At 42.9% G+C, this 19,558-nt stretch carries 14 protein-coding genes and 3 tRNA genes; 1 reads left to right on the top strand and 16 read right to left on the bottom strand.

What is annotated here, in order from left to right:
• Positions 1-14 precede the first annotated feature (14 nt).
• From MSSIT_RS17115 to MSSIT_RS17080, 8 genes are all read right to left on the bottom strand, one after another.
• Positions 15-338, bottom strand: a complete 324-nt coding sequence (locus MSSIT_RS17115; protein WP_048173722.1) for a tetratricopeptide repeat protein — start codon at positions 336-338, stop codon at positions 15-17.
• A 273-nt stretch (positions 339-611) separates the two neighbouring features.
• The gene (locus tag MSSIT_RS17110; protein ID WP_048173721.1) at positions 612-1,532 is read right to left on the bottom strand and encodes a hypothetical protein; all 921 of its coding nucleotides are present in this window, start codon (positions 1,530-1,532) and stop codon (positions 612-614) included.
• Positions 1,533-1,712: 180 nt separating this feature from the next.
• Positions 1,713-3,146, bottom strand: coding sequence for a pyruvate kinase (gene pyk / locus MSSIT_RS17105; protein ID WP_048175018.1), 1,434 nt, complete (start codon positions 3,144-3,146; stop codon positions 1,713-1,715).
• Positions 3,147-3,249: 103 nt separating this feature from the next.
• Positions 3,250-4,173: a beta/alpha barrel domain-containing protein gene (locus MSSIT_RS17100; protein ID WP_048173720.1), complete on the bottom strand. Its 924-nt coding sequence runs from the start codon at positions 4,171-4,173 to the stop codon at positions 3,250-3,252.
• A gap of 435 nt (positions 4,174-4,608) precedes the next feature.
• A tRNA-Asn gene (locus MSSIT_RS17095) sits at positions 4,609-4,681 on the bottom strand.
• Between the two features lie 109 nt (positions 4,682-4,790).
• Positions 4,791-4,865, bottom strand: a tRNA-Ile gene (locus MSSIT_RS17090).
• A gap of 106 nt (positions 4,866-4,971) precedes the next feature.
• Positions 4,972-5,044 (bottom strand) — tRNA-Asn (locus MSSIT_RS17085).
• Positions 5,045-5,279: 235 nt separating this feature from the next.
• Entirely contained in the window at positions 5,280-6,716 is a 1,437-nt protein-coding gene (locus MSSIT_RS17080; protein WP_048171832.1) for a transposase, read from the bottom strand.
• Between the two features lie 814 nt (positions 6,717-7,530).
• Between MSSIT_RS17080 and MSSIT_RS17075 the strand changes: the two genes are divergently transcribed.
• Positions 7,531-7,764 carry a hypothetical protein gene (locus MSSIT_RS17075; protein WP_231589951.1) on the top strand — a complete coding sequence of 78 codons (234 nt, stop codon included), beginning with the start codon at positions 7,531-7,533 and terminating at the stop codon, positions 7,762-7,764.
• 355 nt (positions 7,765-8,119) lie between these two features.
• On the opposite strand, the gene cobT is transcribed toward MSSIT_RS17075, so the two are convergent.
• The 8 genes from cobT to MSSIT_RS17035 all read right to left on the bottom strand — a co-directional run bounded on the left by cobT (position 8,120) and on the right by MSSIT_RS17035 (position 18,783).
• The gene (gene cobT, locus MSSIT_RS17070; RefSeq protein ID WP_048173718.1) at positions 8,120-9,169 is read right to left on the bottom strand and encodes a nicotinate mononucleotide-dependent phosphoribosyltransferase CobT; all 1,050 of its coding nucleotides are present in this window, start codon (positions 9,167-9,169) and stop codon (positions 8,120-8,122) included.
• A gap of 410 nt (positions 9,170-9,579) precedes the next feature.
• Entirely contained in the window at positions 9,580-11,022 is a 1,443-nt protein-coding gene (gene proS, locus MSSIT_RS17065; RefSeq protein ID WP_048173717.1) for a proline--tRNA ligase, read from the bottom strand.
• A gap of 318 nt (positions 11,023-11,340) precedes the next feature.
• Entirely contained in the window at positions 11,341-11,985 is a 645-nt protein-coding gene (locus tag MSSIT_RS17060; protein ID WP_048173716.1) for a ZPR1 zinc finger domain-containing protein, read from the bottom strand.
• Positions 11,982-12,362: a cell division protein SepF gene (locus tag MSSIT_RS17055; protein ID WP_048173715.1), complete on the bottom strand. Its 381-nt coding sequence runs from the start codon at positions 12,360-12,362 to the stop codon at positions 11,982-11,984. Before MSSIT_RS17055 ends, MSSIT_RS17060 begins: the two co-directional genes overlap by 4 nt.
• A 219-nt stretch (positions 12,363-12,581) precedes the next feature.
• Positions 12,582-13,067 (bottom strand): RNA-binding protein, encoded by a 486-nt coding sequence (locus MSSIT_RS17050; RefSeq protein ID WP_048173714.1) that lies wholly within the window; start codon positions 13,065-13,067, stop codon positions 12,582-12,584.
• A gap of 178 nt (positions 13,068-13,245) precedes the next feature.
• On the bottom strand, positions 13,246-14,409 hold the full coding sequence (locus MSSIT_RS17045; protein WP_048173713.1) for an MFS transporter: 1,164 nt from the start codon (positions 14,407-14,409) through the stop codon (positions 13,246-13,248).
• Between the two features lie 71 nt (positions 14,410-14,480).
• Positions 14,481-15,608, bottom strand: coding sequence for an MFS transporter (locus tag MSSIT_RS17040; protein WP_048173712.1), 1,128 nt, complete (start codon positions 15,606-15,608; stop codon positions 14,481-14,483).
• A 1,159-nt stretch (positions 15,609-16,767) separates the two neighbouring features.
• On the bottom strand, positions 16,768-18,783 hold the full coding sequence (locus MSSIT_RS17035) for a sodium-translocating pyrophosphatase (protein WP_048173711.1): 2,016 nt from the start codon (positions 18,781-18,783) through the stop codon (positions 16,768-16,770).
• Positions 18,784-19,558: the final 775 nt, after the last annotated feature.

The raw sequence follows: 19,558 nt of genomic DNA, 5'->3' as shown, positions 1-19,558 counted from the left end.
TCAGGTTTTTTTCATCATGTTCCCGGTTTTAATTTTGCTTCCTTCATCTTTTTCTCCAGATTTCTCCTGTTATACTTTGCTTCCTTGTACTTTGGGCAGATCGAAAGAGCCTTGTTGTAGCATTCCATGGCTTTTTCATACTCTCCCATCTCGGCATAGGCGTTCCCGAGCACTGTCCAGCCGCCTACGAAATTTGGTTTCAGCTCCACTGTGTTTTTGAAGTACTCTACCTTTTTCTCAGGGTCTTTTTCCATTGCCCCGAGTTCAAACCAATCGTGGGCGTTCTTGCCGTCTATCTTTTTCAGGAAAATCCTTTCGAATGAACTGGAAAATCCCAAAGCCTCACCTCATTTTTTCACTATTATTTTATTCGTTCTCTTTCTATATTTATTCAATCTATATGGTTTTTTATTCTTCCCGTATAAGGCTTCTTATATTTCTCCAGACCGAATTCTCCTGATTTCTTAAGCTCTCCGCAAAAACCTGCAGATTCCGGAAAGAATCCCAAAGAAGCTGTCAGAGAAAAGATTCCAGAAAAAATATTCGGGGAAAAAGTAAAAAAGTAAAAACCAAATCAAAATAAAAAAAATTTAAAATGAAAGTTTGCCTGCTTATATTGAAAGCAGGGCACTTTCGTTGTAAAGGCTTTCAAAGTCCGAGCTTATTTCCAGTTTTGTAATGTTGCCCAGAGTAGTTACGTTGTATGCCACTCCACGTTCGCTCGAGTTTGTCTGGTAAACTGCGATCTTTTCATCTACTTCAGGTTCAGGGTTAAGGTAGATGGTTGTCTGCACGTAACTTCCGTCATCCAGCTTTTTGAGATCCATGTAATACTGTTCTGCAGGAATATCCGTGGAATTTGTTTTTGTGACCGCTTCTTGGTAGATGCTTCCTTCCGGGTCCGCCTGGCTCAATATCTGGTCGTATTCCGAGCTGGAAGTTGCATTTCCTTCAAGGACATCGATGACGTTTACCACATTCTGGATGGGGCCTATGATTGAGGGGCTTCCTGCCAGGTTCCAGATGTTGTAGGTCCCATTTGTCCTGTCGAGGATCTGGTATCCTTCATATGGCATTGCCGATGTGTTCAGGGGCATGTTCATCTTCTGCTCGGGAATCTGGTGCAGCTCAAAACCGCTTCCATCGGCATAACTTGCCCCGTATCTCTTCGTAACGTCAGCTCCATAAGAGAAGGAAACATTCATGGTTTGACTGTTTCCGAATGCAGATTCCAGGGGGGTCCCTTCGGTTTTTTGAAGGTCGACATATATAGCATTCGTTACTCCTTCAGGTGACATTTCCAATCCGTCGATAATGGAGTTAAAATCGTGCTGGACATGTTTGCCCGGGATCTGAGAGAACGGGACTGTCATAAAATTCTCTCCTGTCTCCGAAGCAGGGGTGTTATTATCATCGTTTTTATCATTAGCCGTAGACGAGAAATATATCATAAAAGCTGAGAGAAACATCGTTACGGCCAGGAAGATAGCCAGATATTTCTGGTTTTTTGTTGCAGGATCCTTTCGTTTCATAAATGAAACCTCATAACATAAGGTAAATTATTCTGAATGTAAAAAACATACATGGTATCTAAATCTATTGTCATAAAAAAGTTTTCGCATCCGGTTTAGCAAAAAAGAAAAAACTTATGGGATTATTTGGAATCTGAGTCCTAACTTCTTCCTTTGAATAATTCGGCCCGAGCTTCAGAATCAGTCAAGGGTCAGGATTTTGAGCATGTTTGTGCCTCCGGGTTTTCCGGAAGCAGGGCCCTGGGTGAAAACTACTAAGTCTCCGCTTTTTGCAAATCCCAGTTTCTTTGCCTTTTCCGTGGTCTCTGTTTCCCAGTTTTCAAAGGTTTCTTTTACTATTATCGGATAAACCCCGTAGGACAGGGCAAGGGAGCTACGGGTTTTCGGGAAGCGGGTGAAAGCCAGGATCCAGGGTTCAGGTTTGAAGCGGGAAAGCCTGCGCGGGGTTGCTCCGCTCCGGGTTGGGGTGAGCACAGCGGCTACAGGAAGCTTTTGCAGGGCTTCGTTCACCTGGAGGGCAATTACCTCGTCCACTGACATTTCCTGTGCCGTAATTCCCTTGAGCATTGTGTCAAGTCCCCATTTCGTCCGGGAGCGCCAGTTTTCTGTCGTTTTTGCAATCTTTGCCATCATCTCCACAGTTTCTACAGGATAGTTTCCAACTGCGGTTTCTTCCGAGAGCATGACCGCATCCGTCCCGTCAAGGATGGCGTTGGCAACATCCGTAGCCTCAGCCCTTGTAGGCCTTACATTGTCGGTCATGGAGGCAAGCATGTGGGTTGCAGTAATTACGGGGATACTCAGGAGCTTTGCACTCCGAATGAGTTCTTTCTGGACCGAAGGCACTTCCTGGATGGGAATTTCGACTCCCAGGTCTCCTCTGGCAACCATCAAGGCATCGGTTTCTTCAAGAATTTCCTCAATATTCTGGACTGCCTGGCTCCGTTCGATTTTTGACACAACGTATACGGGCTTTCCCATGGTCGAAGCAAAATTCCGGACTTTGCGGATATCTTCGGCTTTTTCCACAAAAGAGATGCTGATCGCGTCAACATCTTCGTTCAGGGTAAACTCAAGGATTTTGAAGTCATGTTCCGTCACGGGGTCCAGGAAAATTTTCGCCCCTGGCAGGTTCAGCCCTTTATGAGAGTAGAGCTGTCCCCCTACCATAACTTCGCAGATTACGTCTTTTCCTGATATTTCTAAGCAGAGGAGCTGGATGAATCCGTCACTAAGGTAGATAAGGCTTCCCGGAGACACGCTCTCAGGGAGCTGTTTGTAGCTGACCGGGATGCGGTCCTCGCTTCCGGAAGTTTCATCTACTGTAAGTATTATCCTGTTCCCTTTATAGAGCACAAGCGGCTCTTTTTTGAGCTTGCCTATGCGAATTTTCGGGCCCGGAAGGTCGGCAAGGATGGCAATTGTCCTGTCAAGCTCTTCTGCAACATTTCGGATTCTCCGGATAACTTTTCCGTGGCTCTCGAAGTCTCCATGGGAAAAGTTAATTCTTGCCACGTTCATGCCTGCAAGCACCAGTTCCCTCAGAACCTCCTCGGACGAGGAAGCAGGGCCTATGGTACAGACGATCTTTGTTTTATGGTCGGGGATTTGCATGTTTTCACGGCCGTTTATATTCACGTTGATATTCACTGCCGTTTTGGAACTGTTATTTTCGATTGTTATTTTTAGCAAACTTACGCTGCTTATTGCTGCTTGCTTACTCTCCCTTGTAAATCTTCAGGGCTTCTTCAGCGCTTGCGTCTTCTACGGTTATTGCATAGACTGCATTGCACATGCGGACAGCTTCGTCCAGGGATTTCTGGTGGATGTTCCTTCCGGTTGCATTTCCCTGGGCCCCGGAGATGTGGATCTGGTCATGGAGCTTTTCGAGGAAAGCTTCGGCTTCATCGCTTGAGCCGCCTGCGCAAACGACTTTTGTGCGTCCTGCTGCTTTGATAGCTTCCTTGAAAATCTCGGCGGATTCTTCCCCTTCCTTTTTCGGATAATTGACCTTCACAAAGTCAGTCCCGAGGCAGGCTCCTGTTCCGGTTGCTCCTGCAATCAGGTGCGGATCTTTTTCGTCTTTTACGGCAGCTCCGCGGGGGTAGATCCAGAGTACTGAGACCATCCCATGCTGGTGGGCATCATAAACTACCTGGGCGGCCTGTACAAGCATCTCAGCTTCAAACTCGCTGCCGAGATAAATTGTATAGCCAATTCCAAGGATATTGAGCTCGCTGTTTTCCTTAAACTCGGCTACCTGGTCAACGTCATACCAGAGGTTGCTGAAGGGGTCTGCCTGGGAAGTGCCAACGAGATTGGTCTTGGAGTTCACCTTCACGAGATAAGGCACGTCTTTATATTCCATGCCGTAGCGGGCAATCAGCCCGAGCTGGGTCGCAAAAACTCCTATTTTGGACCGGGCTGCAATCCTGAAAAGGTGTTCAGGATCGGCATCGTCTTCAGGGACTCCTTCTCCAAAAAAGTCATCATTCAGGTGCTCTACTTTCTGGTCTCCTGCAAAAAGCATGAGCCTTCCGGTGCCTTTTGTAATTTCCATGTAGTTTTTCACGTATGTCTTACGCATTGCTTTCGGAACGTCCAAAGGTACGATTACGCCTTCTTCGCTAATTGAAACCATTTATATAAACCTCAGTCTGATTGAATAACAGTTAATTGGATAGTAAAGTTATCAGGTGATTTGGTTGAAAGGTAGGTAGTAATAATAGAAATGATTTATCTAGTTATTCTTCTCACTATATTTAATAATTTTTTCAGTTGCTCTGCTGGTATATTGTATCATGACATTGTATCAGGGCATTGTATCAGGATATACCTCCTCCAAACTTCAGGACGCTTTCTCTCCATACCGGTTGTTTAAAAAGTATTCTATTCAGAATTATTAAGCATTTCGGAGATTTAAAAACCGGATAAATTATTGGCTTCAGACACTAAAAATGGGTCGAGCATACAAATCTCTGGGTATGAAATCGGATCCTGTAAAAACAAGTGGCAAAAACAAGTGGCAAAAGAAATCAGAGCAAAAAGCAAAATTTAAAAAAGTAAGGTTTAATTACGCCGCTTGCAGGGCTCGAACCTACGACATTCTGGTTAACAGCCAGACACTCTACCAACTGAGTTAAAGCGGCTTTCAGGTCGGAACGCTTTCGATTTTGGTTTTTATCCTTAAAACCTTCTTATACACGAGATCTTTTGGATATATTATACATATATATTTTATGGGTCTCTATGGATTTATGGGCCTGACCGGATTTGAACCGGTGACCGCTCGGTTATGAGCCGAGCGCTCTAACCTGACTGAGCTACGGGCCCTCTCTGTTGCATAGCGCTTCAATAATGTTAGTAAGGCTTTTATAATGAATTTTTGAATGTGTTTCTATCTTTTAGAAAAAGCGCTATCATATATACAAAAGTTTTACGCCGCTTGCAGGGCTCGAACCTACGACATTCTGGTTAACAGCCAGACACTCTACCAACTGAGTTAAAGCGGCTCATGTGCTCGGGTGTGTTATTTGTTGCTCACCCTGTCGCGAACACTCCTAAAGCGATAATCTTATTTATATATTTCGCTTGAGTTCTCTTTCACAAACTGTAGCTGGGGAGGACTTATACTATATTTACCTTTAGTTGGAAGGGTCAGTTCATTACTATGTTGTTTTACCAATGATTTTATTTAATTCCCTTCTGATTTACTTCCCATCAACTTATTATCTTTGCTTTATAACCTTAACTCCCATTTTTTGTAGGGAATATGTTGAATTTGAGAGTTTTATCTAATTCTCTTACTTTCTTAGGAACTTCAGTAATGATACTTTTTTCACCAAAGTTTATACTTTTCACTTTTCTAAACTTCAATAGGATATCAATGGGTGAGACCTTGTCATTTATCTCTGCTTTTTTAATTGCCTTCAACAATTTACAGTACGCATATAATGAAAGAAATGCCACAAACACATGCCCATAAACGCTCTCATCATCATGAAGATACAATTTGTCAGCGTCTAATGTTGTTTTGTATGCATCAAACAACTTTTCAATCGAGTCTCTTTTTTTGTAGAGTTCATACATCTCCTTTTTTCCTATGTCGTAATTGGAGATAATCAAGAACTTCCCTGCTCTATTTTGTTTTAAAGAGTACTCTTCATCGCTGATCTTCCCTTCCTCTCTCTTTCTGAAGATCGTCTTCTGTTCTTCAAGTCTTAGATCCAGGTCTTCATATAAATATAGGAACCTATTTCCTAACTTTCTTTTACCACATTTGATGAGTCTATCATGATAGATGAATTCTTCATTAAGGTGTATTCTTGTGTCATAATAGTGGCTGTTCCTTTTTGTTGGTAACACAAATTTGATATGTTTTTCTTCTAAGCAGTTAAGGATGTTCTCTGAGAAAAAACCACGATCAAGAAGAAGTATCTTATCGCTGATATCCAACTCTTCTATTGTTTTGTATAATGTCTTTATGTCCTTCACACTGCCTGGAACTGATTTGATCATAGTAGGCATTTCACTATCAAGACCACAAAGAAGGGCAAAGTTGATTTGGGGAACTTGAATACAGTCTTTGTTGTAGCCTTTTTCAGCCTGTAGAATATTCATAGATCGAGAGAAACAGGAACTTAAGTCATAGACGAGTTGAGTGTCTGCATTTTTGAGATGATTGAATAGCTCATTCTGCCCAAACCTATCACAGCCTACTTCCCTTAACACTTTTGAAAGATTGGATGGATTAAGATTTGGTTTTATACCTTCAAGATTATAGAGATCTTCCCAAGTATCTTTAATTCGTTTGAGGGGGACATATCCATTTACACGAACAATTGACATTGCATAGAGTTCTTCCCAATATTCCGGAAAATTTTTCATGAGAAAAGGTTTGAGCTCTCCCATCATATTATGTAAAATCATTGAATTTCCATAGTCAGTGACAGAGTGAGGCACAGGTATCACATTAGTTTTAGGTTTCTCACCCTTAGGTATAAAGCCGTAATCTTTGTCGAGTCTACCAATGTAAACTGAAACTTTACGACCTTTCTTAATTTTTTTGTCATATTTACTCGTAGAGCGATAAACATAATGACAAGCGCCTCGAACTTTGATTTCAAGACATTTTTCTCCAGCTTTACGCTGATCTTCAAGCCAGCATCTTGCCCAGGGTTCCATAATCCCTATTATGTAGGGAATATAGGCATATATAAGTTTCGATTTGAAATCGTTCTACTGATATTAAAAATGAGAAAAAATAAGCAAATTAGATGATATAGTCCCTATAAATAGGCAGAGTTAAGATTATAACTTTGAGGTCAATGTTCAATATTGTTGAGGTCAATGCTCATATAATTTTTATATTTGTTTTATATCATTGAATTTGACATTCATTCAACTAACGGATTTATATGACTCGCATTTTATTTTTTCTATATCTCTTAGGTAGCTTTTTATATTATATTCTCGGATTCCTTCTTCTTTCTATTCATTTATATATACTTATTTGCGAGATAAACCTTATATCCTATTACAGGTAATATAATGAATAGCTTTTTACAGCTTTAGGTGGCGAAATCGGATAGGATTCGTTTTAGGCAGTGTAAATCCAATTTAGCTTAAAACTCTTTACTTAAAGGCCTTTCCGGGGAATTCCAACCAGTAGAAGCCTCTTCCGGCTTTATGTAAAATTTTAGTATTAGGGGTTTAGGTTCAGTTGCTTGTTGTACTGTTGGGTGTCTTATCAGATTCTTTCTGAAATTTAATACACTCTTCTGTCCCGATCACGCTTCTGACTGTTTGGCCTCATAGGTTAAAAATGGAAAATAAGGGGGCTTATTCACGAAACATCTAAAAATATGTCCAAAATGTAACGCTAAGCTTAAAATGAGTGCAGATGGTGGAAGACAGTACTGTCCTATTTGTAAGTACTGGACAATAACAGGCACTGCAAGGCTCGACTCGATCATGATATATGACTGAGGAGTCCCGCATGGTAAATTTTGATGTCCCTACGCTTTGCATCGAGTGCAAGACCTGGCTGAAACGCCAGGTAATAGGTTCGAATGTTTTCTACTACTGCAAAAGTTGCGGGCGCATGAGTTCTGATATCTGTCTTTCTGGGGGGAGTGTAAATAATGCACAGAATTCATTTGCCCAAAGGGCATCTTCTGTAACAGAGCTGGAAGTTTCTGTAAATGCTCAGAATGCTATAATGGAGAGCTAATCTTAAAAAAAGTTTTTTTCACGGAAAGTTAGAATACCCAAATTTAGTTTTTCGAAAACGAGCCCTAAAAGGGTCTTAATTTTTAATTTTTAATTTTTTTACCTCTGTAATGTTTTTATCCTCAAACATGTGCATCTATTTCAGTATGTGTAACTATTCCTAATATGTAAAACTCTTCATTCTTCATTTCAAAGGAGAATGATTCTTTTTTCTTATCTCTTATTCGGGGATACACCGGATATTGTAAACCAGTTTTTGAATTCACTGCGCCAGTCGTTGAAATCTCCTACAAAAAATGAAGAGAAAGAAAAGGTAAAAAGAAAGATTGAGTTTTGCCGAAATGCGGGTCCCTTTTTCACTGCCCGGCTTTAAGCAATTTACAAACGTTTTCCACTTCGGACCGGAATTCATCCTGGGTGAATCCGAAAAGGCCTGCAAGATACATGGCACCTCCGGCACCTGCACCCTCCTTTATCGTGCCGGTTTCGTACCTGTGAAGTCCTTTCAGGGATGATTTCCCAAAACCGGGGTCAGCAACGTAGACTACCGGTACTTCCAGAGTTTTTGTGAGTTCTACGAAGTGTGCAGATTTATCCTCTACTACGTAGCGGGTTGTTGCAATTGAGAGCTTTTCGGTGTTAAAGCTCAGGTGTTTGATAATGGCATAGACTGCTGCCATCTGAGTTCCGCCGGCAAGGACAACATTGATCTCCGTGTCCTGGAAACCTGCCACAAGGCCTACGACAGCAGGCATCATGGGGTCTCCCATGCAGGCAATGGCTTTCATGGGGTCATCTTTGAGGCAGCCAAAGGTCAGGCCTGAAGCTTTCATACCTTCTTCAACGACCTGCTTTTTGAGCCCCAGCGGGTTTTCATCTGCGCTGCTGCTGACATTTCCGTTATACCCGAGTGCATTTAAAACTCCCATCGCTGTTGTTGTGCCGCCCGGGATGCTCTCCCCGATAACTACATGGTCTATCTGGTTCCTGAGCCTCTTGGCAAGGAACTTTGCCCGCTCGTAGATGCCCTGCACATCCCGCACAGCAACAGGCTCCCGTATGTCTTCTCCGGGCTTTGCTTTCAGGTCAATGCAGGGGACATCTGGAGTCACAATCAGGCCGGAGTTGATAAAATGATAAGGCACCTCCGTCAGTTGCAACGCCGAACGGGTCATTATTGCAGGGGTAGGGGTATCATAGGGAGGGGTCATGGGAAGAACTGGTACACTGATAATGTTTCCTGTCTCCATAAGTTCCGCATCCCCTGCCGGCGTATAATCCGTAAGTTCAGCCGTTTTCCCTGCTGCTGAGAGCTTCGGGATGTGTGCGGTTTTGGTATTGGAAAGCACGCATAAAAATATGGGTTTTTTAGGCTTTTTCGTTACTTCCGGGTCGATCCAGGCCATATTATATCTCCTCTATGAATCGTAGATAAGTATGCAGAATAAATAAGTCTTGTAGATAATTCTCAAATTTAGATAATTTTCAAACTTAAACAATTCTCAAACTCATTCTTCCGGGATTGGATTTTGCATAAATTCGTCATTTTCGTATAAGGTACGAGGGTGAATTGGTGTAAATCTACTCAAAGTCCGGTGAAGAGTTCTTTTACTTAGTATTTAATATTTATCTGCAATCAATTATAATTTGATTGTACTCAAATTAACTTTACTTTATTTTATCCTAATTTCGAGGTCAGTAAGTCTATCTTTGTGGTCTTTTTTATGGGAAGTGGGATAAGAAAAAAGCCAGGAATATGGGATGCCTCTTCCCCATATTTTCCTGCCGAAATTTTATGAAAGAGAGTTTACAGGGCTCAGTATGTTCTTGCAATGTAAACGCGGGTTTCGGTTTCTGCTCCACAGATAGGGCATTTCTCTTTTCCTTTTCCTCTTGGGGTCAGGGGAATTCCCAGGATACCTGCTCCAATCCGGTCTTCCATTGCAAGTCCGCACTCTTTTTTACCGCACCAGGGGATTGTTGCAACTCCTTTCTGGATCTTTTCCTTTACTTCTTCAAGTTCGGTGCAATCAAAGATGCGGCTTTCGAGTTCGTCTCTGGCTTTTTCATAAAGGTTATTCTGGATTGCCTCAAATTTCTGAAGTACTCCAGCCTCTATCTCCGGAAGGGAAATCTGTTCCTTTTTCCCGGTGTCTCTCCGAACCGCAATCGCAACATTGTTTCCCAGGTCTCTTGGCCCTATTTCAAGCCTAAGAGGTACGCCTTTCATCTCCCATCTGTAGTACTTTGCACCGGGGCGCAGGTCGCTTTCATCGATTTCAACCTTAACCCCAGCTTCTTTCAGGCGCTCCTGAACATCCCTGCAGGCTGCAAGCACCTCTTCTGCTCCTTTCTTGAAAATAATCGGGATAATGACCACCTGAACAGGCGCAATTTCAGGAGGCAGGACAAGTCCTTTGTCATCTCCGTGGATGGAGATTGTGGCTGCAATAGACCGCTCAGAAATTCCGTAACATGTCTGGTAAGCATAGCGCTGTTCGCCGTCAGGGGCTTCGTACTTGATATCGAAGGTCTTTGCGAAGTTGTCGCCAAGGTGGTGGGCCGTTCCTATCTGAAGGGTTTTCCCGTCAGGCATCATGGCATCAATGGCATCGGTGTAATCAGCGCCCGGGAATTTGTCCCAGTCCGGTCTTCGTGAGCGGAGTACCGGAACTGCCAGCCTGCGGTAGATCTCGGTGTAAAGTTCAACAGCTTCCTGTACCTGGGCTTCCGCATCTTCCCATGTGGCGTGTACGGTATGGGCTTCTTTAAAGGAAGTGATCTCCCTGAGCCTTATCAGTGGGCGGGTATGCTTTGTCTCATAGCGGAAAGTATTGACTATCTGGTAAAGCTTTATAGGGAAATCCGCATGAGACCTGACCCACATCTTGTACATCGGATAAATGGCAGTCTCACTTGTGGGGCGGAGAGCCAGAGGGATGTCAAGAGGGTCTTTTCCCCCATGAGTGACCCAGTATACCTCATCTTCAAAGCCTTTGATGTGCTCGGCTTCTTTCATAAACTCGTTTTCGGGGATAAGCAGAGGGAAGAGAGTCTCCTGGTGCCCACTGTTGTCGAGAATTTCCCTTATTATATTGTAAGTACTTCTCCTGATGGCAAAACCGAAAGGGTACCAGACATAAAGCCCCTTTACAGGGTAGCGGACGTCCATTATTTCTGCCATCCACAGGAGTTCGTTATACCAATCGCTGAATTCCTCTTTTGGAGGGAGTGCTGCTTCTTTTTCGCTTTCTGCCATACCTTCACCGTATTATTGTGATTTCAGTTAATTTTGTGATAATTCATATTATTAAACGCATCAGTCAGAAAATAACGCATCATTGTCCCGATATTGTATTGTTTGTGCCTTAAACGGAACGTTGTTCCGCATTATGGATAGTGCTGCGTATTATGAGATAATATGGACTTTTTGCGCCATCCCTGCTGCTTTATGTGTGTGGGTAAAGCCTGCTCAGCCCTTGACGTGATTGCCTTTATTGAAATAAAAGTAAATAACTATATGGGGGCACTACCACCAAAATCCTGGTCGGGCTGTTAGAAAAATCGGAAAAAAGAATTAATCTCCTCCGAGGGGCTTGACATTGTCCGAAACGTCGTGCTCAAGTTCGGATTTGTCAACATCGAAAACTATCATGCCTGTGTTAAGCTTCTCAGCCTCTTCTTTTGAGAGTTTGATAGCAACAGCCTTTTTCGAAATAATTGCACTGTTTCCGAGGGGATCTTCTACAATGACTGTAATTATTCTCTTACTTTCGATTACTTCATTGAGCATGCACAGGAGTTCCTGGCTGCGGGTGAATTTTTCTTCATCTTCCTGTACCCATTTGCTTGCAGTTATAAGGACTTCCTTAACCCTCTGCAGCACACCTTCGATGTTCGTTACGTACGAATCAGAAACCGTGCCGGGCTCGATAATAATTCCCATCTCAGGAATGCGGATCGTTCCTGAAGTTGAGCGGATAACTCTTGAGTCCAGGTCTTCCGGGCTCTCGATTGACAGCTCATAGCGCATGGGTTCTTTGCTGGAGAGAATCATTGTATCTGCAAAACGGAAACTGCACTGGCATTTTGCAGTTATGTACATGACCTCCCCGAAATAGGGAATGTTATCTCTCTGCCACTTCATTACAAGGTCGCTCTGACACAGGGGACAGGAGATCCTTGTCTCAAAGTTTTCTCTCTTAAAATAATCCTGATTCAATATTTTCCACCAATAATCTTTGATCTGTCGATTTTAATACCCGTAGGAGTTACAATCACAGTGTTCCCTTTGACACCGGCAATATCTCCGTGGACATCGACAACAACATCTTTCAGCTCTTTTAAAACCCTATCCCTTAGCAGGTCGTCGCCTCTGATGTTTGAGATGTCGACCATAAGGATGTTTCCGTTGTAAATCTCCTGCTTGAGTGCGGATACCTGGTTAATGCTTGAGACTTCTGCAATTTTTACGTAAGTCTCTGCAGGCTCCTCCTCCAGAACTTCTTCATATTTACTGAGGTCAATTTCAGTGTAATCTTCGGCACTGGTTGAGCTTTTTACATTGCCGCCAAGGATCTTGTCTATAAGTTTTGCCATTTATGCACGCCTTTTGTATTTTTTTATATTTGGATAATACTGACCTATATTGGGATCTATATTAATTAATTTTGCTATTATAAAGCCACAGTGGTCCCAAGCTTTTGTTCAGGAGTTTTTTCCGTTGACGTAAACGTTTTCTTCCCAGCAGAATCTCTTTTCAGCACTTTCTCAGAACTCAAAATTAAGCGTTCTCTGAAAACTCAAAATATAATTTTCTCAAAACTCAAAATTCCAGAGTTTATCACCGACATGGGTTATTGACTTTATGGCTTTTCCCGAATCTGCATCAACCATCTGCTGCCCTTCCATAAGGGCTTTTCCTATTGCAAGAGCTTTCCTGTGAGTCTCTTCAACGATAATTACTAAGTCTCCCTCTTTTATTTCAGGATCTGCTTCCAGGATCCCGGGGGCCATAATATCCGCTCCTTTTGAAACGAATCGGATGGCCCCTTTGTCTACTATAACAAGACGCTTCTGCAGCCCCATCTCAAGAGCCCCGCGGACTGTAGGGAATAGATGCCCTTCGATTTCAAACAGAAGGGGCTTTCCGTCCACGAGAATGAGGGAAAATTCGTCCAGAGTAACCTTTTCCAGAGTTTTTTTTTCCAGCTCTACCATTTCCTCCCCTAATGCGTACTCAAGGTCTTTTAACATCTTGTTCTTTACATTTTTCCTCAGCTGAACTCTCGATTTTACTTTCAATCAATCACCTGATTTCAAAAGGTACACTTATTCATAGGATAGGGTTTTTGAGCCTTTTAAAGCTTGTGTGGATTCTCAAGGTTTCCTGATACGGGATATGCAAGTTCTCTGCAGAATGTTTTGTATTTTTTCCGGCTTTTGTCCTGAGTTTGTGGTTTTTGCAATCCATTCGTGGGTTTTATTCCAATTTTATAAAAAGCATCATAAGCAGCACCAGCGAGCTTCCGAGAAACACTTTTTCATAACCTAAAGGCTCTATAAATATGCTCCCAAAAACCGGTATTATCCCTAGCCCTGCATAAATTCCCGTATTAAATATTCCCATTGTAAATCCGCTCGAGCTAATCCTGGATGTGGCAGTAACAAGTCCTATAATCGCCGCTCCTCCCCCTGCACCAATAAGGAAGAAAGCCATCAGAGGGGCTTTTACTGAGAGCAGAACGCCTGCAGCCGCAAGGATCAGACCTGTCCTCACTATCTTCTTATAATCAGCACCTGTTCTCCCTGCAGCCAGAGAACTCAGCATTGCAGCTACATATGAGGCTGCAATTGCAAGCCCCAGCTCCGGTTTTGTCAAGAAGTCCGCACTGTAGTCCGCATAATTTGCAGTCAAGATCCCTGTTGCTCCGTAGAGGAGAACGGAAATCCCCCATATCTTCCAGAGCCCGCTTTCAGAAAAAACCTGCCCGAATTTTTCCATATAGCCGGCAGGCTCCGGGGTCATCGAGGTTTCAGGAAGCTTTCCTGTGAACTCTTTATGGTTTGAGGTGCCGGTTTTTTTCTTTTTCCTGCCGGAACTGTCTGAATATACGAGTTTCCGGGCTTCCGGAAGAAGCAGGGCAAGGGAAAAGCCTGCAAGGATGGTGAAAATGTTTATTGCGGTTTTGATTCCCATTTCCGCAAGTATTCCTGAGAAAAAAACTCCTGCAGCAAGTCCGGCGTTTAACAGGAAATTAAATTCTCCCATACTGCGCTGGCTGTCTTCCCATTCCACAATCATGGAAAAAGCCGCAGGGAAAAAAGCTCCGCAGCCCAGCCCTTCTACGAATCTTGAGATGCCTAGAATCCACAGGTTGTCAAAAAATGAAATAAAAAGCCCTGAAATAACGGTAAGTGTGATTCCCAGGCCTGCTACCTTCAGGTTTCCTATCCTGTCGGCAAGGATTCCGAATGGTAAGAGTGTGAGAAAAGCCCCTATAAAATATCCGGAATAAAGCAGGCTTGAGATGGCTGGGCTAGCATTGCCCTCTCCCGCAAGTTCGGGGAGGACAGGAATTATTGCATTTGTAAGTCCCTGGATCGCAAAAACTGACGAGTAGAGTATGAGTTTTTTCGAATTCATGGTTTCTTCTGTTCAGTGTTATTTTATTCTGGTATTTTTCCGGTAAGTTATTTTTCTAATTAGATTTATTTTCAGTCTTTTAATAGAAGGGCTCCTGCCAGGATAAAGCCGTTTATGGCAAATATTTCTTCAAAGCTCAGGAACCCCGTAAGGAACCCTGCAGCGATCGGAAGAAAAGACAAGCCTGCGTATACTGTTGTGTTAAAAAGTCCCATTGCAAGACCTCTATATGCATCCATTCTTGCAACCGCCAGGGCAAAACCTACCATTGCAATTCCTGATCCTCCTCCAATGCTTGAAAATCCCAGGAAGGGGTATTTGATCGCAAAAAGGGCCCCAAGGGCTGAAAAAGATAGACCGATCCCGATGATCACCTTTTCTTTAATTCTAAAACGCCCGACCAGAAGAGAAGCGGCCATGGCGCAGATATAGAGGCTTGAAATAGCACCTCCGAGCTGGGCTTTTGTCAGGAATTCAAGGCTGTACTCGGGATAGTAGGCTATAAGAACTCCTATCGCTCCGTTGAGCAAAAAAGAACTCAGCCATATTGCCGAATTCTGACGGTTAAGGAGTCCTGAAATTTCGCTGAAAGAATGTTTGAAATGATCCTGGAGGGAACCTGACAGTAAATCTGTTTTCTCTCCTTTTGCTTTCGGGTTAATGAGTTCTTTGTGTCTGGGAAGAAGTGGGATAATCGAAAGTGAAGCTATGAAAGTGAATATAAGGATGGCTCCTTTCAGGTAGGTATCTGCCAGCAGGCCTGAAACTAAAGCCCCTGAAGCCAGTCCGGCATTGAAAAAAAAGGTAAATTCTCCCATGCAGCGCCCCGGGTCTTTGCATTTTGAGAGTGTAGAAAAGGCAGCAGGAAAAAAAGCGCCGCATGCAGCGCCTTCCATAAATCTGGAAATGAGAAGGATCCACAGGTTTTCGGAGAAAAGGATGATTAGTCCTGAGGCAGCTGTAAGAATAATCCCAAACCCTATGAACCTGAGATTCTCGAACCTGTCAGCCATAATCCCGAAGGGGAGCATTGTTGCAAGGGCTCCCAGAAAGTACCCTGAAAAGAGAAGGCTTGAGGCAAATTCTCCAAACGTACTGTGATAACGGGCTGCAAGTTCCGGGAGTATGGGAATTACAGCATTGGAAAGCCCCATAATTGCAAAAACTGCAACATAAATCAAGCGCCTGTCAGGGTTCATAGGATCTAAAACCCGTAAACTCGTATAAGTTTCTTATCGTGGCTACTTTTGGGGGTGCAATTTCTCTTCCGAATTTCTATTTCTATATTGGGGTCTATTTTTATATTTGGGGTTTCTTCTGAGAACATATTAGACTGTAACATCTAAATAATTATGTAACATCCAAATAATTATTGAACAATTATTAAGGCTGTAATATCTAAAAAAAATATGTGTGAAATACGGAAATTCTGATAAATGTTCTTGTATGATATTCTGCATGATATTTTTTATATTATATTAACTCGAATGAAATGCATAGCTATTTATATAATTAATTTGAATAGGTGATATGTGTAATGTGAGCGGGAAACTTTTTTCACATACCATACCCCCCACTCCCCATATGACCCCCCACTCCCCAACCCGCTCACACTACTTCTAACCTTATTCTAATCCTACAGCTTATTCTTTCCGTTTTTTTCAGACTAAGTTGCTTTTCGTCTGTTTTGCGGTTCTTCCGGCAAGGTCTACCGGCTTTGTTATTCTTCAATTATTTCGCGGTCATTTCTTATTTTGCAGTTCGTTTGCTACAGTTATAGATGTAGTTATTAATACAATGGTAGGTTATTTTCATTCGGAGAGCCAACATTCTTAACTTATTTTGTCTTTATATGGCTATTTATTTCTTAACTATTTTTAAATTTTAATTCCATAATCCTTATCACTTTGGAGATTATAGGATTGCCTATTATATTATCTTTTCTATTTTTCTTTTTCTGTTTATTGCTTTTTAGAGCTTTAATCTCCTCTATAATGTTTTTTTCTCCTAAAAAAATTAATCTTCAACCATTTACTCATAAATATTTTTTTCTCATCTGATCTGAAATTCTTTGAAGAACTTCTTTTCAGCTATAAAAACACAAGCTTACTATCGACAAATCCGGCAGTTTTTGCCGGGACAAATGATTGAAAAATAAATTTCTGTTCACGAGTGTATTTAATAAAAAATAACTGATAAGTTGTTGATAAGGGTAAATGTCTCGAAAGAGCAGATAAGCCGGTAAAAATCAAAAATGAACAAAAAATTCGATGAAAATTAAATGAAATTAGATAAAAATGAGACATGAAATGGAGGGGGTGGATTCCCCGATTGGGGATTCCAGATTATTCTCTTCTCTTAGAATAGCCCGCTGTGTATTATCAGGGCGGAGAAGAGAATTGCCACCATGTTCACGACTTTAATCAGAGCGTTGAGGGCAGGTCCGGCAGTGTCTTTGAACGGGTCACCTACGGTATCCCCGACAACTGCAGCTTTATGGGCTTCTGATCCTCTTCCGCCATGATTCCCATCTTCAATCAGTTTTTTTGCGTTGTCCCAGGCTCCTCCTCCGTTATCCATCATGAGGGCGAGCATAAACCCTACTACAATGAGCCCTATGAGAAGTCCTGCAAGCGCTTTCGGGCCCAGGATGAAACCCACAAGCAGGGGCACAAGTACGGCAAGGAAGCCGGGCATTGCCATCTCATGGAGGGCTGCTTTTGTCACGATGTCAACGCAGCGTCCATATTCCGGCTTTGCAGTTCCTTCCATAATTCCGGGGATCTCCCTGAACTGCCTGCGGACCTCATTTACGACCTCAAAAGCGGCTTTTCCGACCGCGCTCATCGTAACCGCGCTGAATACGAAAGGCAGGAGGGCTCCGAGAAGAAGCCCTGCGAGTACCACAGGGTCATCGAGATTCAGGGACTGTCCCCCAAGATTTACCTTGCTGCGGTAGTCCGCAAAGAGGGCAAGTGCGCCCAGAGCTGCCGAGCCTATTGCGTATCCTTTGGTAACAGCCTTTGTGGTGTTTCCAACGGCATCGAGGGCATCCGTGACCTTTCTGACCTGAGCCGGGAGGTTTGCCATCTGGGCAATTCCACCGGCATTATCCGTAATAGGGCCGTAAGAGTCCAGAGCAACTATCATGCCTGTGGTTGAAAGCATTGCAACGGCTGCAATGGCAATTCCGTAAAGCCCTATTCCTGAATCTGCTGCACCTCCTACAACGAAGTAGGAAAGAAGGATTCCTATTACGATTACTACAGTAGGCACGAGTGTGCTTTCAAAGCCTATTGATAACCCTGAAATGATGTTGGTTGCAGCTCCGGTTTCAGAGGAAGCTGCGATTGTTTTTACCGGCCTGTAGTCTGTAGAAGTGTAGTATTCCGTAATAATCACCATAAGCACCGTGATTACGATGCCTACGAGAGTGGCATAGAAAAGCCTGATATCTCCCATAAGATAGTTGGTTACAAAATAGAAAGCGATCAGGCTGATAATTGCAGAGCCGCCTACACCCTTGTAGAGGGCCTGCATGATCTTACCTTCTTTTCCTATCTTCACAAAGAAGACAGATATAATGGATGCAAAGATTGCGACAGAACCAAGTATCAGTGGGTAGAGTATGGCGTTTTCGTAAGTGCCGGTAATAAGGGAACCAAGCAGCATGGCAGCCAGAGAAGTGACCACATAGGTCTCAAAGAGGTCTGCCCCCATTCCTGCACAGTCCCCCACATTGTCCCCCACGTTGTCGGCAATAACTCCTGCGTTCCTGGGGTCATCTTCAGGGATCCCCGCTTCGACCTTGCCTACAAGGTCGGCCCCGACGTCAGCAGCTTTTGTAAAGATTCCCCCGCCTACACGGGCAAAGAGGCTGATAAGACTGGCTCCGAAACCAAATCCTACAACCAGGTTCACGTCCCCATAGAGGATGTAAAAACTACTTGTACCGAGCAGTGCAAGCCCCACTACTGCAAGTCCTGTCACAGCCCCCCCGCGGAATGCAACTGACATGGCTTTCTCAAGCCCACTTGATGCAGCATGAGCAGTCCTGACGTTTGCCCTGACCGAGACGCTCATACCTATATAGCCGGCAGCAGCCGAACTTATGGCACCTGCCAGGAAACCGATAGCTATTTTTAGCCCATCATCAAGCAAAAAGAGAATCAGGAATGAGAGAATGATCGAAACCACTGCAATCGTTTTGTACTGGCGATTTAGGTAAGCCATAGCTCCTTCCTGAATTGCTCCGGCTATTTCCTTCATCCTCTTATTGCCGGCATCTTCCTTCAGGATGCTTTTTGCGAAAAAAGCAGCGAAGACAAGACTTATAACGCCTGCTAAAGGAGCAATAAATATTAAACCTTCCATAAATTTCCTATCCTTTGGTTTTGATACCCGTTCACATTAATATTTTTTATAATCCCTTCAAGAATTCCTATCCTCTAGCTTCAACGTCCCTTTCATTGTCTCTAGAATTGTTTTCATCCATGTATTTCTTGTAATTTTATCATGATTTTTACGTATCAATTTAGTATTATTCTAAAGTATTTTTTTAATTGTTAAAGCCTCATTTTAGACGAAAGCGTAAATAGTTATTTTTTATATAAACTTTTGCGCCATTTTGCCCTCTCAGAGTTCACTCAACTCGACAAAATACGAAGATTTTTTTTCTGGAATTGATGAATAATGGAACTCATATATGCAGATTTGGGACTGTCAGTGAGGACAAAAAGATGTTGGGGGAATGGTTTATTGGAAATTCTATTCTGGGTGTGTCGGTGGTTTTTTCTTTGTTTCTTTTTTCGATGCGTTTTTCGACACCTGCGGTTGTAGTCAGCTTTCTATTAATAAATGGGGATGAGGTTAAAATACGAAAGAGGGGGCTATTTTTTCCTTTAACCCATCTCTTTTAGATATTTATTTATTTCACTAGCAAGGTAATAAGTTACCGTATTCCCTCACCTCGGTGAGAGAGAACTTGGTTTTTGCCCTGAGAGCAGGGGCCAGGAACCAAATATGAACGGGGAAGCTTTGCCCCTAAGAATTTGTCGGGATCAGTAAGCGATGTCTTATCAAGACGAACCTTCTGAGTAATGCCTGAGTAATAAGTGTTTAACCCGCAAAAATCGTCAAAATCAAAAGG

It is taken from the genome of Methanosarcina siciliae T4/M, from assembly GCF_000970085.1.
Classification (GTDB): Archaea; Halobacteriota; Methanosarcinia; order Methanosarcinales; family Methanosarcinaceae; genus Methanosarcina; species Methanosarcina siciliae.
The sequence above is the reverse complement of the archived record's forward strand: the minus strand, read 5'-3'. Positions and strand labels throughout refer to the sequence as shown.